This window comes from Gardnerella sp. Marseille-Q9185 (assembly GCF_046508745.1).
GTDB classification, from domain to species: domain Bacteria; phylum Actinomycetota; class Actinomycetes; order Actinomycetales; family Bifidobacteriaceae; genus Bifidobacterium; species Bifidobacterium greenwoodii.
In genome coordinates this window covers 73,775-89,371 of the sequence record NZ_JBKFWK010000001.1, presented here as the reverse complement: position 1 = coordinate 89,371, position 15,597 = coordinate 73,775, and the positions used below count along the sequence as shown (strand labels likewise).

Annotated in this window: 12 protein-coding genes and 1 pseudogene; 5 read left to right on the top strand and 8 right to left on the bottom strand. The window is 38.8% G+C overall.

The window, feature by feature from the left end; translation table 11 throughout:
• Positions 1-49: 49 nt before the first annotated feature.
• From ACLD5M_RS00340 to ACLD5M_RS00325, 4 genes are all read right to left on the bottom strand, one after another.
• On the bottom strand, positions 50-343 hold the full coding sequence (locus ACLD5M_RS00340; protein ID WP_004134942.1) for a type II toxin-antitoxin system YafQ family toxin: 294 nt from the start codon (positions 341-343) through the stop codon (positions 50-52).
• Between the two features lie 26 nt (positions 344-369).
• Positions 370-627: a hypothetical protein gene (locus ACLD5M_RS00335; RefSeq protein WP_004136131.1), complete on the bottom strand. Its 258-nt coding sequence runs from the start codon at positions 625-627 to the stop codon at positions 370-372.
• A gap of 145 nt (positions 628-772) precedes the next feature.
• Positions 773-3,397: an InlB B-repeat-containing protein gene (locus ACLD5M_RS00330; RefSeq protein WP_375169523.1), complete on the bottom strand. Its 2,625-nt coding sequence runs from the start codon at positions 3,395-3,397 to the stop codon at positions 773-775.
• Positions 3,398-3,569: 172 nt separating this feature from the next.
• Complete coding sequence (locus ACLD5M_RS00325) at positions 3,570-4,751, bottom strand: MFS transporter (RefSeq protein ID WP_410314305.1); 1,182 nt, start codon at positions 4,749-4,751, stop codon at positions 3,570-3,572.
• A 264-nt stretch (positions 4,752-5,015) separates the two neighbouring features.
• On the opposite strand from ACLD5M_RS00325, the gene ACLD5M_RS00320 reads away from it, so the two are divergent.
• Both ACLD5M_RS00320 and ACLD5M_RS00315 read left to right on the top strand, forming a co-directional pair.
• Complete coding sequence (locus ACLD5M_RS00320; RefSeq protein ID WP_410314304.1) at positions 5,016-6,017, top strand: hypothetical protein; 1,002 nt, start codon at positions 5,016-5,018, stop codon at positions 6,015-6,017.
• A 95-nt stretch (positions 6,018-6,112) separates the two neighbouring features.
• A complete protein-coding gene (locus ACLD5M_RS00315) occupies positions 6,113-7,162 on the top strand; it encodes a hypothetical protein (protein ID WP_410314303.1) in 1,050 nt (349 codons plus the stop codon).
• Here ACLD5M_RS00315 and ACLD5M_RS00310 read toward each other — a convergent pair.
• Positions 7,145-7,306, bottom strand: a pseudogene (locus ACLD5M_RS00310) (DUF3791 domain-containing protein); the annotation flags it as partial. The gene ACLD5M_RS00315 and the pseudogene ACLD5M_RS00310 overlap by 18 nt on opposite strands.
• A gap of 149 nt (positions 7,307-7,455) precedes the next feature.
• Here ACLD5M_RS00310 and ACLD5M_RS00305 point away from each other — a divergent pair.
• Positions 7,456-7,863, top strand: coding sequence for a hypothetical protein (locus ACLD5M_RS00305; RefSeq protein WP_410314302.1), 408 nt, complete (start codon positions 7,456-7,458; stop codon positions 7,861-7,863).
• Positions 7,864-7,921: 58 nt separating this feature from the next.
• Entirely contained in the window at positions 7,922-9,031 is a 1,110-nt protein-coding gene (locus ACLD5M_RS00300) for a type II TA system antitoxin MqsA family protein (RefSeq protein WP_116793993.1), read from the top strand.
• Between the two features lie 163 nt (positions 9,032-9,194).
• Here ACLD5M_RS00300 and ACLD5M_RS00295 read toward each other — a convergent pair whose 3' ends face one another.
• The 3 genes from ACLD5M_RS00295 to ACLD5M_RS00285 all read right to left on the bottom strand — a co-directional run bounded on the left by ACLD5M_RS00295 (position 9,195) and on the right by ACLD5M_RS00285 (position 14,175).
• A complete protein-coding gene (locus ACLD5M_RS00295) occupies positions 9,195-11,579 on the bottom strand; it encodes a DNA gyrase subunit B (RefSeq protein WP_410314301.1) in 2,385 nt (794 codons plus the stop codon).
• A gap of 93 nt (positions 11,580-11,672) precedes the next feature.
• Complete coding sequence (locus tag ACLD5M_RS00290) at positions 11,673-13,178, bottom strand: RNA polymerase sigma factor (protein WP_410313359.1); 1,506 nt, start codon at positions 13,176-13,178, stop codon at positions 11,673-11,675.
• 106 nt (positions 13,179-13,284) lie between these two features.
• Positions 13,285-14,175, bottom strand: a complete 891-nt coding sequence (locus ACLD5M_RS00285; RefSeq protein WP_410314300.1) for a hypothetical protein — start codon at positions 14,173-14,175, stop codon at positions 13,285-13,287.
• Between the two features lie 227 nt (positions 14,176-14,402).
• On the opposite strand from ACLD5M_RS00285, the gene ACLD5M_RS00280 reads away from it, so the two are divergent.
• Positions 14,403-15,509, top strand: a complete 1,107-nt coding sequence (locus ACLD5M_RS00280; protein ID WP_410314299.1) for a polyprenyl synthetase family protein — start codon at positions 14,403-14,405, stop codon at positions 15,507-15,509.
• The last annotated feature ends 88 nt before the right edge of the window (positions 15,510-15,597 follow it).

The window sequence follows — 15,597 nt, the reverse complement described above, 5'->3', positions numbered from 1 at the left end:
ACAATTCCAATCGCAACAAAAACGTGAGCAAACTCACAAATTGCAATTACTATTTGCCAAACAAATCAGAATGAGTGCCTGTTCTGGTCAAATATAATATAAGTTCGTCATCTGCTATCTCGTAAACAAGCAACCAATCAGGAGTTATATGACATTCTCGGCAACCATCATAATTACCAGTTAGTTTATGATCCTTATATTTTCCAGGAAGGCTCACACCTGACGCAAGAATATCAACAACTTCTTCAAGCAAACTAATGTTATATCCACGTTTAATAGCCAGCTTCAAATCTTTTTTAAACATGCGCGATTGCGCAATACGATATTTCTTATAAACGCTCATAGACATTCTCGCGATTATCGCTACGGTCAATCATTGTCAATATCTTGCAAAAGTTCAGCAAATGAACCGTAAGTTTTTTTATTAGGATTAGCCTTAAGCTGTTTTACTTCCTCAATAGCTTCAATAGTATCCGCATTAGGAATATCATATTTAATAACCGATTGCATATATTTAACTAAATTGTTTTTTACATTATCTCCGCGTAATTTAACTACATGCTTATACTGGTTGTAAATATTGCGATCCATAACAAATGAGCATGTAACAGTATCTTGATTAGGCATTTAATATTCCTCCACAATTGATAATGCAAACAATGAGGCTATCAATTTACAAACTATATAATTACTAAGTAGTATTACTAAGTAATTTTACTTAGTAATACTACTCAATTACTTAACTTGCATCAACATAAATAATTAACTATTTTTAATTTTTTCGGAGATGCTTTAAGTCTGCTACCAATGTCACAAGCCCGGCGAAAAGCGAGGCAATTGCGGAAGCAAGAACTGAAGTTGCGGTTGAACCAGTTTGTGGAAGACTTTTAACAACGCGCTTAGCTTCCGGTTGCTCCGGTTGCGAAAGAGCTGGAGCGGACTCAGGTTCGAACTCAGGCTCAGCAGGCGTCAGAATCGGAGCTGGAGCAACAGGAACCGGCAATTCAGGAACTGGCTCTGCTTCTGGCTCAGGTTTTGGAATAGGCTTTGGTTTCGGGACTGGATTCGGCTTATCACCAGCCGGCGTTGGAGGTGTTGGAGGTTTAGACGTATATGAACTATACACAGAAATACTGCTACTAACAGTAGTATTTCCAGTGAACTTAGTACCTTTACCATCTTTCCCAGTAAACCAACCGTTAAAAGTAAAACCAGGCTTCGTAGGATCAGGCGGCATCGACTGGTCAGTTAAAGAATCGCCACTAATAGAAAGACCTTGCTGAACTTTCACAGTTGCATACGGATTATTTTCATCATCATTTATAAATTTGACTACAGCAATCTTTCTTCTCAACACAAAAGTAACAACTTTTTGAGTAGAATCCGTATCGCTTTTATTTACTCCAATACTAAAGTTCACACTAGTGGAAGAATTAGCAATATCTGTTGAATCAACAACCCACTCATAGTCCTCTGGAGCCTCAGCTGTTGGCTTTACAATATAGCTTCCAGGAGCAAGATACACATTGCTATCAGAAAAATAACCAGCAGCCTCAGGAAGCAAAGACGTGTTTTTGTCTGTGATCATCTTTTGAAGTTCATCTTTTGTAGGAGCTGTTGGAGTATTAGAAGATGAAGTAAGAGTATCACTTACAAGAGTATTTCCAGCATAAATAGCATACTTTTCACCGCTCTCAATCTTGTTTTGCAAATCTTTGTACTGTACAACCAGCTGCGTAGGAATCGGCCTAAAAGTCACATAATAGTGCTTTGTTGTTACTTGATTATCATCACTATCTCGAACAATACCGTAGTCGTAGTTGCCAAATTTCTCGGTATTGTCCTTGGTGAATGTGCCACCTTCAGGAGTGTCAATGTCGTTACTGTAATACAAGTAACCTTGTATTTTCATACCAGTAAGCTCCTGTAACGTTGGACGCTTAACCGAATCCTTCTTTGGATCGTCATCGAAACTTAAGAGAGGTGTAAGCATTCCCCTTACAACCTGATTATTACCAAACCTAACTTCGGAAATATTTTTCATGTCAGACAAATCAGATAAATCCAACTTGACGAACGGTTTAGTAGAGAACCTATCAGTTTCACCAGAACTACGTTGTGGAAGATCATCATTCCCTTTAATGTTTGCTGCCTTGCGATATTGCAAATCATCTACAAAGTGAAATTGCGCGCCACATTCAGGTAAAAAGGCGACATATCCAAAAATTCCAGATGAGTCTTCATGATTAAATCCTTCATAGCCAAAAATAGCTTCATTAGCGTTGCTACCCTCCATAACAACATGGATAAACGTTTGGTTCTTTCTCATATATACTGTGATATTTGTCTTATCAGCCAAATTGGATCCAATAAGCTTCCCATTTATCTCGAGCCTGTATGAGATCTTATTGTCGGGAGCTTTATTAAAGTCAAAATCTGCTGATCCATCTGAGTTTTTTAATTCACGAGATGACCTGTATGGGTAAAATTGACCATCGGCAGTATATACACTTTCTTTATCAACCCGCGGGAAAAATATGAATGTATCAATTCTTCCAAGCCTGCCATTATATGTATTGATAGTCTCATTAATGCTTTTAGTATCGCCAGATGCTTGACCATTCTCTACAGAAAACTTCTTGCCATAGGGTGTATAAAAAATCTTTTGAATAGAGGACAGAGGCCTAACAGATGTTGTTTTATCCTGCAGCTCTTTGACTTCAGCAGGCGTAATAACATTCGGGAACGGATTGATTACATTCTTGTCATTACTAAAATCGTATATGCCATCTTTATTAGGTTTAACTTCGCTATCCTTCTTGCCACTATTTGCAGAATCTGCTGCCGCCCTATCATCTTTTGCCGCACGATCTTCAGCTGAGTCTGTTGCAATCTTATTATCTTTTAGCTCTTTATCACCTTTGACATCTTTGACATTTTTATCTACGTTTGCTTTTTTATCTTCTGATACTTCTTTCGCAGCTTGAGCCGACTTGTATACAACTACTTTGCTTTTCTTTACATCAGCCGAACCGTTTGCAGAACTATCATCTTTGACATTATTATTTACAGCATCATTCTTATGAATATTCACACTATCAGAATTTAGATCATTCTTCGAAGTATCAACATTCTTGTAACCAGCATTATCCTTAGAAAGCGTAACATCCCTGGAACTAGCATCACCCTTTGCTTTATCAGGATTTTTGGCGAAAATATACACCCCCCCCCCGTCAGAAAATCCCGTATTTGCAACATTAGAGTTAGCATTCACAGCAGCAGCCGCACTTGTAAGGTTTTCAGCAGCATTCGCACTCTGCGCCATACAGAATGCACAAGCAGCTGTGGCAATACTCATCATCGTAGTCGATAAAACAAGCACAGTTCTCTTGTTCATTTTTCCCTCTTATAAAATAAACAAATTTAAAAAACTTATAAAATAAAAATCACACAGCTGCAATCTCATCCTAAGAATGCAACTACACTAACCAATATACCACAATTCGGTATAATTTATATACAAAATTATAAAAGCTTAAACTTAAACGCACACGCAAATACTTTCACGCTCAACTTTCGCAAGTTCGAAGCAGACGCACGTGCATAAAAGTCATTAAAACAAGAAGAATAAGCAAATAAACCGGAAGCAGAACCATAGAAACATTCTGCGCAATTATTCCAAAAATCGCAGGCATTACCATAGATCCAATATATGCACTTGCCATTTGCATGCCAACAATCGCTTGCGACTTATCTGCACCGAAATATTGCGGAGTTGAGTGAATAATACACGGATACACCGGAGCACAACCAAGCCCAATAATTACAAATCCTGCAATAAGCTCAATATGATTCGGCAAAGGCAGCAACAATACCAAAATTCCCACAAGCATAACGCACTGCCCAATACGAATCATTGTTGCATCGTTAAAACGCATAGTAAGAAATCCACTTACAAAACGACCAACCGTAATACCAACATAAAACAAGCTTGCCCAGCTTGCCGCAACAACACGGCCAACTCCCCCATGCAAAACCATGTAACTACTAGCCCACAAGCCTGCAGTTTGCTCCAAAGCACAATAGCAAAAGAACATAATAAGAATATTCTTAGCTCCAGGAATAAGCAAAACTTCCTTATAAGATAGCATTCCAGAAGATTGTTTCTTTACCTCAGTAAGATTATGCGGCTCTGCCTTTTTATTATTATTTTTCCACAGTGGCAAACTTATAAACAGCACAAGAGTTAAAACAATTTGTATAACAGCAATATACTGATACCCTGCAGGCCAACGCCGGCCGTGAGAAAGCGCAAAACCCATAACGTAAGGACCTAGAGAAGCTCCAATTCCCCACATGCAGTGAAGCCAGCTCATGTGCCAGCTTTCATAATGCACTGCAACGTAATTATTAAGAGCCGCGTCCACTCCTCCTGCACCCAAACCGTACGGTATAGCTAGAAAAATAAGCACAAGATAATTAGGCGCAAAAGAAAAACCTAGTAACGCTAAAGCTGTTAAAGCAACTGAAATAAGCGTAACCTTCCCGGGGCCAAACTTATGCGTAAGCCTATTAGATAGCAGCGCAGAAACAATTGTTCCTGCAGAAATAACCATTGATATTCCACCAGCCCAAGAAATTTGCGCGCCAACATCGTGACTCATCGTAGGCCACGCAGCTCCAAGAAGAGCATCCGGCAAACCCAAGCTAATAAAAGCAAGATAAATAACAGCAAGAAGAACGTTAACCATAAAAATTCCCCAAACATTAGTAAATTTGTATTTGCAAAGCAAACTCCCCATATAAGTGTAGCTCAATAAGCATTAATAACCTATCGCATAGCGCAAGATAATTTTAAGATATACAGAACTTGATTACAGTGACAGTTTATCGGGCTTAAAAGCGCTCAAATAATACCCCCCCCCCCAATATTATTGGAATAGTTTATATGCGAGAGACAATACACGTGATATATAACTAGAAAATCACATTAATTTGAGCAGAAGGACACAAATATGGAAAATAATAACCTACCTAACAATAAGCAGGCAGAAGATTTGGATAAAATGCTTGCTGGCACTACTGAAGAAAGTGCAGACTATGATACTACGCAAATCGTAGAAGGCGCGGATAAATCCGCTAAAACACGCAATACTTGCATTATTGCAGGCTGCATTATTGGCGTGATTCTACTAGCCTTGCTGGGCGATCTTATTTGGTGGTATCAAGCCTCTAATAAGCCACAATTTAGCAATGCTCAACACTACGCGTCTACGCAAAACTTGTCAAATACGAAAGCTGACGAGAAAAGCAATAAAGCTCGCGAATTAGCCGATTTATATCGCACTAAAGGCAATATCGACATTCAACCATACTATTTTAAGCCACGTAGCGAAATGACCTCTGATAATAAGGCTGATGCTCTCAAACGAGCAAAATTAGCTTTTGATGAAAGTTTAAAAGCTACGTTCCCTAGTAAAAACGCGTATTTGACTCAAGATTACGTGGCTGGCACGATTTATGACGATTATCAGCGTCTTTTGAACCCTATTTACGGCGGCTGGAACGATTTTTATAAGAATGACGCGTTAGATTATAAGGATACGAATAATATCTTTAATAAAAGCGGTCTGAGCGAAATGTTTGATAATAGTCTTAAAAGGGACGCTGACATATCAGAGATATTGTATAATTTTGGCGACCGTGTAATAGATGACGCGGCTACTAAAAAAGATGCTAAAAAGTTTGTCCATGAGGGATTGACAAAATACGTGCATTGGGATAGAAAGCTTCCTGTTGGTCAGGTAACTGGTCAGATTAAGTGCAAGTATAATATTCAAAATACTGACAACGATATCCTAACGTGCAAAACTCCTGCACGTAGTGTTTTACTCGCGAAAGATAAGAAGAACAAGGATTGTATCTATGACTATACTATGGGTCTTCAATATAAGGTAAACCATGACCAATCATTAAGCAAACGTCGTATTCTAATCATCGGCTATGCGAAAGAATAATGTAAAAAATTATTAAAAAATAGCGATTTTTAAGCCAGCCCTCGATAGATATTAGTTGAGAATACTATTCGTATCTATCAAAAGGCTGGCTTTTTATGAAAAAACGAAAAATAATACCAATTATAACCGCAACCTTTATGGCTGTTAGCTTACTGATTACTAACACCGCATTTGCCGATAGCTTAAATTGCGGTAGTAACAAAGTTAATCACTTTAAGAACCCTGGCAATTACACCGGTAATGCTGCTGAACAAACTGGTCTTCAGTATGTGAAAGTTGAACCAAGCAACTCCGCATTATACAATCAAATATTAGGAAAACTCAGTCAAAGCAACAGTGTTCATTGCGATACTAGCGCGCCTATCTGGGCTATAAGAACCCCAGACGGGTATTATACCGCTATTAGCAAAAACTCTGAACCGACGAAAATAGACCCTACTAACCCAGCTAACTGGCAAGGCGGTCAAGCTCCTGACGCTTACATGGAATATGTAAAAGCCCAACAAGAGTATGTCGCGAATGAAATGATTACAACCGGCATTGCTCCGGGAGCACTTAAAGCAGAAATGTCATCTCTTAACGATATAGACCCAAGTCAAGGCGTATCCGGTAAAAACATCGTTGGTTTAGAGGCGTTTTGTAAGCTCATATGCGAAGAATGCAAGTGCAAAGATAAAAAATGCAAGCATGAGCCGCCAGAAACTATACCAAGGCAATATTTCCTTGACTATCCTGAATATAAGCATGATAAAGCATCTCGTAGTGACGTAGCTCAGAAAGATATGCCAATGTCATGGACTATGTTCGATAATTCCGCTAAAGGCACTGACGGTTATCCGCTTAATATTCAGTATAGTGCTGAAGATACGCCAAGTGACGGTCATATTGAGAAAGACGTTGTCATAACACCGTTCGGCGAAATGATGAACAAGCTGCGCCAAGGCATAGGCGATTATGCTAAGTTTAAGAACCCTGCGCCAAGCGTAGAGGCTACAAACGCGTATCAGCAGGAGCTTATCCAAAGGGCGATTGAGCATAAGAACCACACTGATAAGACAAAAACGGGCATTACCATACCGAAAGACCATGCTATTTCTAAGGCTTTAGCAAAAGGCGGTATTGTAAGGGTGCAAAAGATCATATGACGGAACAATATAAGACATAAGAATATTACTTTTCTTAGTTAAAGCATCATACGTATCACGAGGGGTTTGATTAAGTTTCTTAGCAACATTTTCGATACAAAATATTGCAAAATCAAGATTATCTCTATCGAAGACTTCTTGCATATCATCTTAAAGCATAAAAACAAGCCAAGAACATTAATAAGGCTAATAAATTTTATTCTAAAATGCATGTGCAATTATTTATGCATCAATAGATGCGTTTTTCTTGATAAATGCACTTATTTTTTGTATCATAAGAGCGGAGGTGGTATATGAGCAATAACTATAATCAGAATTACACAAAAGAAGAAATTTCAACAATACTTGCAAAGATAAAAGACTGCATAAAAAATGACCGCTTTACCATCTCATTAAACGAAAATCGTCAAGAAAACATAAACTTCATTCGAGAATACAACATACGATCAGATATTCAGAAAAATATACTTCTCAACATTGAAGTAGAAGATTTTTGTCATTCGTTAAAAAACAAAAAAAGAGGCTATGAGTATGAAACGCTTTACGTATTTGCGCCACGAGTAAAACTATCACACGTAGGTAAGTGTGAGATGGTAAACATTTACACGAAGTTTAATATCATTACTATTTCTCAGCAAAATAGAACAGTTGTTATTTCATTTCATAAAGCAAATAAACAGATAGATTATTTATTTAAATAATCTAATAACAACTCAAAAAAAAATAATAAATCTGCTAATTCTCAATAAAAGGCTCATAATGAAAGATAATAAAACATTTTGCGAAGAATGCAGGAATGAAGTTGAGTACTCAACAAAATCCATTCCAATGACTGCATCTATTAAAGGAAAACAATATTCCTACACCGGCACAGAGGCACACTGCAAAGAATGCGGTTCTGCCGTATATGTACCAGAAATTATCGACGCAAATCTTCGAGCATTGTATGACGAGTATCGTAAAGAAAACAATATTATTCCACTTGATAAAATCAACGAAATACCTACTAAATACTCAATAGGTAAACGACCACTTTCGCTGCTACTTGGCTGGGGAGAACAGACATTTTCTAGATTTGCAGACGGAGACATCCCCTCAAAACAATATTCTGACATTTTGCAACGCATTTATAATGACCCGGAATATTACTTGCAATTATTAATCAGTAATAAAAATAATCTGAAATCCGCACTTAGCTACGAAAAAAGCTACAAGGCAACTCAAAAACTATTGCTTAAGTCCAACAATTCTTCAAGCAATAACGGCTCTATTAACACAGATTCAAGCAACAAAATAAACTATGTAATACAATACTTGCTCGTAAAATGTGAGGACATTACTCCCCTTGCTTTGCAAAAATCATTGTACTATATACAAGGTTTTTACTTTGCATTCTATAAATCGTTCTTATTTACCGATGATTGTCAAGCATGGGTTCATGGACCTGTGTATAAAGACGTCTATTTGCGCTATAAAGACTACACTTTTACACCAATCGATTCGCCAACAACAGAAATATCAGGAATTAAATCATCAGGAAAATTAGCTGATTACAAATACGCTCAAAAAAGCGATATCACAAGACTTACAGCAGAACTAACAACTACACTATCTGCTACTGAAAAAGCAATATGCGATAGCGTTATTGATAATATTTGCTGCTACAGCGGTAAAGAACTTGAACGATTTACGCATCATGAGGAGCCTTGGATACTTACTCGCGGCAATCTAAAAGCTGATGATTCATCAAATAAAATAATCAGCAAAAATATAATTGGCGAATACTTTACGAAAATAAAAGAAAAATACAATATGATAAATCCAGATGACATTCACCAGTATGCAAAAGATATGTTTGCTAGTAAATAACTAAATAACTAAATAAATAGTCCACATAAAAAATCCTCCTGCAGCAATTCACTAGACAGGAGGATTTTGTGTAAGTAATTTACGCGTAATCAATACTCGTAAGTAATTCACGTGTAATTAATAATTCAGTTTCACTTATCAAAAAAGTGTTTATATAGCAAAATCAGGTATCGATTTTGGAACGATCAAAGTCGTCCGCATTATCAACAATAAACTGCTTGCGCGGAGGAACATCATCGCCCATCAGCAAATCGAATACTTCGCTCGCTTGCTGAGCATCTTCCATACGAATCCTTCGAAGCATACGGGTTCTAGGGTCCATAGTTGTGTCTGCAAGCTGATCCGCATCCATCTCGCCCAAGCCCTTGTAACGCTGAATATCGCTGTTAAAATCAATACCCTTAGCTTGCAAATCATCAAGCTTTCCAGCCAATTCGTCGTCTGAGTAAGTATAAATATACTCACCCTTTCGCTTTCCAGCGAGCGCAATTCTGTGAAGAGGCGGCACTGCAGCATAAACATGACCGTGCTCAATAAGCGGACGCATATAACGGTAGAACAGCGTTAGCAGCAAAATACGAATGTGCGCGCCGTCAACATCTGCATCGGTCATCATAACAATCTTGTTATAACGCGCTTGCGAAATATCAAAACTTGCGCCCGATCCTGCTCCAACAACCTGAATAATTGCAGCGCACTCTTTATTGGAAAGCATTTGCGCAAGGCTTGCTTTTTGCACGTTCAAAATCTTACCGCGAATTGGAAGAAGCGCTTGGAAAGCAGAGTTTCGAGCAGCTTTTGCAGTTCCAAGTGCAGAATCGCCCTCGACGATGAAAAGTTCTGCAACATCGTCGTTTCCAGGCTGGCAGTCGGAAAGTTTTGGCGGCATTGAAGCGGACTCAAGAGCATTCTTTCTGCGAGTAACTTCCTTAGTTTTACGCGCCTGAATACGCGCATGCATTTCGGAAACTATTTTTTCCAAAACTCTAGCAGACTGCTCTTTGAATCCTCGCTTAGAACCGGTAATCATTTCGCCAAATTGAGCGTCAGTCATTTTAGTAACGATTGGCTTAACTTGTGCGGTTCCAAGAACATCCTTAGTTTGACCTTGGAATTGAGGTTCAGCAATTCGAACAGTTACGACTGCTACCAATCCTGCCATAATGTCGTCGCGCTCAATTTTTGTGTTGGCGTCTTTAAGATTTACTTTAAGCTTTCTAGCATTATCTTCCACTGCTTTACGAATCTGCTTAGTTAATCCCTGCATAAAGCCGTCAACATGCATGCCTCCGCCAGGAGTTTCAACAACGTTTACGAAACTAATAATCGTTGAATCGTAGCCGTTTACCCAGCGCATTGCAATGTCAACACCGCATTTTCTAGTTACCTGCTGCGCGTGTAAATCTCCTGCAGAATCAACGGCTTGCGTTTCTTCTACATACGTATCTTCGCCAGAAATACGCCAAATATCGGATACTGCTTCACCTTTTGAAAGAAAATCAACGAAATCTTTAACGCCACCATTATGCAAAAACTCAATCACGCGAGGGTGATGCTTATTTTGCATTGAGTTAGCAGACTCAACATTTGCAATAGATTGTGCTTTTGATTCTTCAGATTCAGAATTTTCAGTCGCTATATTTTCAGTCTCATCTTCAGACTTATCTTCATCTTCTAATGTTGTTTCAGATTCTAATTCTTCAAATTCAGCCACAGAGTCATCGCTATTATCAGACTGATTTTCAAGAATATTATTTTCTGCAACATTATCTTCTGCAACATTATCTTCAGTAGAATCAATTTCTTCAATATTTGCAGATTCACCTTCAGGAACATGCTCGTCAATAACAGTAATTTTTAAGCCAGGAACTAGGAAACTTGTTTGACGCACGCGAGCAATAAGCTGCTCATAGCTAAAATGAGCAGTAGAATTGAAGATTTCTGGATCCGCCCAATAGCGTACACGAGTTCCGGTAGTTTTTGGCGAAACAGTGCCAATAATTTCAAGCTCAGTAGGCTTATTTTTGCGCGTGCGCTTAAACGGAGATGCTGGAGATGGATGCTCCGGATCCGCATCACTATAAACACCAGGATGTCCCTGATGGAACGCCATATGATGCGTTTTACCGTCTCTATCAACTTCAACATCCAAACGCAAACTTAAAGCGTTTACAACAGAAGAGCCAACGCCGTGCAAACCGCCTGCAGCATTATAAGACGCGTTACCAAACTTTGCTCCAGCGTGAAGCTTAGTTAAAACGACTTCAACACCAGTGAGCTTTGTTTTAGGTTCAACGTCTACTGGAATGCCACGACCGTTATCTGCAACTTCAATAGAGCCATCATCGTGAAGAGTAACAACAATATGGTCACAAGCTCCAGCCAAAGCCTCGTCAACCGCATTGTCAATAATCTCCCAGAGGCAATGCATTAATCCTTGGCTGTCTGTAGTGCCAATATACATTCCTGGACGCTTTCTTACAGCATCCAAGCCTTCTAGCACTGTCAAACTGTCGGCATCATATTGCTCTTGCTCTTTAGAGACCACTTCTACCCCTTATATAAGCTAACTATTAAGCAATAAGTGTCGCATCTTAACTAAAGTAGAAACACGACACTTTTGCAATATAACGTTACAAAATCACTGATCTAAGAAGTCACGCAAAGTTTGCGATCTAGAAGGATGACGCAACTTAGACATTGTCTTGGACTCAATCTGGCGAATACGCTCACGAGTAACGCCATAAACGCGACCAATATCATCCAAAGTCTTAGGCTGACCATCTTCCAAACCGTAGCGCATTTTAATAACACCAGCCTCCCGAGGAGCTAATGTTTCAAGAACCTGCCTGAACTGCTCTTGCAAAAGAGAGAATGCTACAGCATCAGATGGTGCTATTGCGTCAGTATCCTCAATCAAATCTCCGAACTCAGAATCGCCATCTTCACCCAAAGGTGTATGCAAAGAAATAGGCTCACGCCCATACTTTTGTACTTCCTGCACCTTTTCAACTGGCATATCAAGCTCGCGCGCAAGCTCATCTGGCGTAGGCTCGCGACCCAAATCTTGAAGCATTTGACGCTGAACTCTAGAAAGCTTATTAATAACTTCCACCATATGCACTGGAACTCGAATTGTACGAGCCTGATCTGCCATAGCGCGAGTGATTGCTTGGCGAATCCACCATGTTGCGTAAGTGGAGAACTTAAAGCCCTTCTTCCAATCGAACTTTTCTACAGCTCGGATTAAACCAAGATTACCTTCCTGAATCAAATCAAGGAAAAGCATTCCACGACCGGTATAGCGCTTAGCAAGAGAAACAACAAGACGCAAGTTTGCTTCCAAAAGATGATCTTTAGCTTTCTTACCGTCTGCCGCAGCCCACTTAAGTTCGCGCTTGCGCTTAAATTCCATATTGTCAATCTCAGTATCGAGTAAATGCTGAGCGTACAAGCCAGCCTCAATACGTTCCGACAAATCAACTTCCTGCTCAGCGTTCAGCAAGCTCACGCGGCCAATCTGCTTCAAATAATCCTTAACAGGGTCAGCAGTAGCTCCTGTAGCAATAACTCGACGCTTAGGATTTCCGGAAGGAGTTAGATTATCGTCATCATCGTCATCTCGAACAATAAATGCGCCCTTAGCCTGTGGAACTTGAGGAACATCATGCTTATGCTGATCATTGTCTTCAGTATCTTCAAGATCATCTACATCATCTTCAAGATCACTATCAACATCTACATCAACATCTCCAAGATCATCAACATCAGCTATATCTTCCGGATGAATATCATCCAAATCTTCCAAATTCATTTGATCCTCATCGTCAAGATGAGCATCGTCTAATGAATCGTCAATAGCTAATGAATCACCATCTTCTATAGCATCATTTTGAGCATTATCGATACTGTTATCACTATTGTTGCGAACTTCTGCTTCAACTTCAGATTCAACTTCGCTCAAACCTAACTCAGTATCAGTTTGATTTTCAACTACTTTTTTTGAACGAGAACTACGCGTTTTACTAGCAGCAGACGAAGTGCGAGCGTGACTTTGTCGTGCAGTACTTGTTTTACGTGCTTTTACAGGCTTATTACCATCTTGCTCTTCGCTCTGATCAGCTGATGATTCAACTTCGCTCGTCAAACTGTTCCTCCTGTAGTATCCCCTTGCAGCGCATATAGGCATAGTTCAAGCAAGGGCAAGTTTTACCTTAAGTAGTAAACCATTTAAGCACGACGATTATTCCCCCTTATTTTTCTTGCGGCGTGGCGCATTCTGATATCCAGGCTGGTTCAAGCTTATTTTCATAAGCTCCTTCAACAATTTTTGCCATTGTACAATCACTATCTATACTCAATGCTCGCTCAGTATATTTTTTAACGTTACCTAGCCTAAACCACCAGCTAATATAGGCTAAAAGTGCGTAAATTTGCACTGTTAGCTCCGGTATACTTTGTGTAGCAAATGCCATAACTTGTAGCACTCTGCATGCTGTTATTGCTCTTTTTACATTCGGCTTTTTGCTTGTTTGAATAAACTTAGCTTCTAAAAATTGACGCAATCTATCTGACACCATAGGCGTGTGCGGATACCATGCGAATTCTGCTAGAGCATTGTCGTCATACCATTCGTGATTTTCATCTAAAATAGATATAAGCATTGCGTCGCGGACGTTAATATTGTGGAACATTCCAATAGCAAGATTTACTAAATCATATCCGAACATTTTCTTGTCGTGTAGAAACATGTCGCACCATCGTACGAAAGCAACACATGCAGTATTTCTAACAGCGCTTTCTTTACCGTTTATATTCGCGTTTTGAATAAAAGATTTTGAAACTGTTGGAATCCAATGCTGTATGCCTTTAACCCATTGAGAATTTTCATCGCAATTAAAATACGCATATTCTTTTGGGAATGTCATAAAGAAGCTACATTCTTTCGAAGGGTATATTTTTCCTTCAATGTCCGAAATCTCTTGCCCAGCAAAACTACTAAAATCATCCAATCCAATAAAATCTATTGAATCATCGCAAAGATCAGCGCTTTCACCATAAACTTCCAATATGCTTTGAGTATCAAAATCATCAATGCAACTATGCGAAATCTTCTCTTCTAAATCAATACCTGCTACTGTCATAATAATTACTCCCCTTCATTAATGTGTATTGCACATATACATTTATGTATTTGCTCATAATTTTTTATTATTAAATCAAGCTTTACGAGCGTAATTCTTGATATGTGTAAGTTTCTCAATATGCGAAATAGTATTCAATAAAAAACGATTGCAACGGTTAGAAGCTCATTAAATCGTACAAACTATTGTGTTTTACATTGTTTAGCCCTGTGGATAACTTTCATAATATGAGCACTTTAACGGACGATACTTGCAATCTTGCTGCTATTGAATCTCGAATTGCGTATTTAATTTCGCAACAATTTTGCACAAGCGCCGAAAATAATCTTTCTTCAACCTGTAAAACAACGTTACAGCAGGTAATAAAGCAAGCTATCGTTTCTAGCGAAGGCGGTAAGCGTCTTAGAGCTCTACTTACTATAAGTGCTTATAATGCTGCTTCTAGCGAAAAAGCCACGAATAAGCTTCAAGATAAAGCTTTATTTGATATTGCTTGTGCTTTAGAAGTATTTCAAACCGCAGCATTAATTCATGACGACATTATTGACGAGTCAGCTTTAAGACGTGGAAAACCGAGTGCATATTGTGCATTAAGTTCTGTATGCAACAACAAGCACATAGGCTCAGGGCTTGGCCTTATGCTTGGTGATTTGCTTGCTACAGAAAGCTTTGATATTACTAGAAATTCGGCGAAATATTTTACTTATAGTGAAGAATTACTTCAAGCTTTTGCTTCAATGCAACGAAATGTAGGTATTGGTCAAGTTTTGGATTTGTCTATTGAAATGATGCAACTTGATAATCCATCTGAGCTTGCACAATCTTCTCTTAATGTGTTTAGGTGGAAAACAGCAAGTTATACAACTATTGCTCCTTTAACACTTGGTTTTCTTGCTGCATCAATGAATCCAAACGATGCTTATAATCTTGCTAATTCTATTGGAGATCCTCTTGGGATTGCTTTCCAGCTTGCTGACGATTTGCTTGACATTGTTTCAGATAGCAAGCTTACAGGAAAACCTATTGGTGGAGATATTCGCGAAGGAAAACGTGCTGTGCTACTTGCAGACGCGTTGCAATACGGAAGTGACCAAGAAAAAGAAATACTAACGAAAGCTTATACAAGCGAAGAACGCAGTGAAAGCGACGTTGAAAAAATAATACAAATCTACCATACTTCGGGAGCTATTGAACGTTCAAAACAGCGTATTATGAATCTTTGGCAGAAGTCAAATAATTCAATTGATGAAAGTCCTCTAAGTGGCAGCGGTAAAGCAATACTTCACAATATAAGCGAACGCTTTATACCTGAAGCATGGCGTAATGTACAATAGTATTTGAGTGTAACTATCGAAAGCAACCATACTTACTACGTTACTTGTAAAATCATTCGTAGGCTTGTAAATAGTAAGCAAGGTTTAC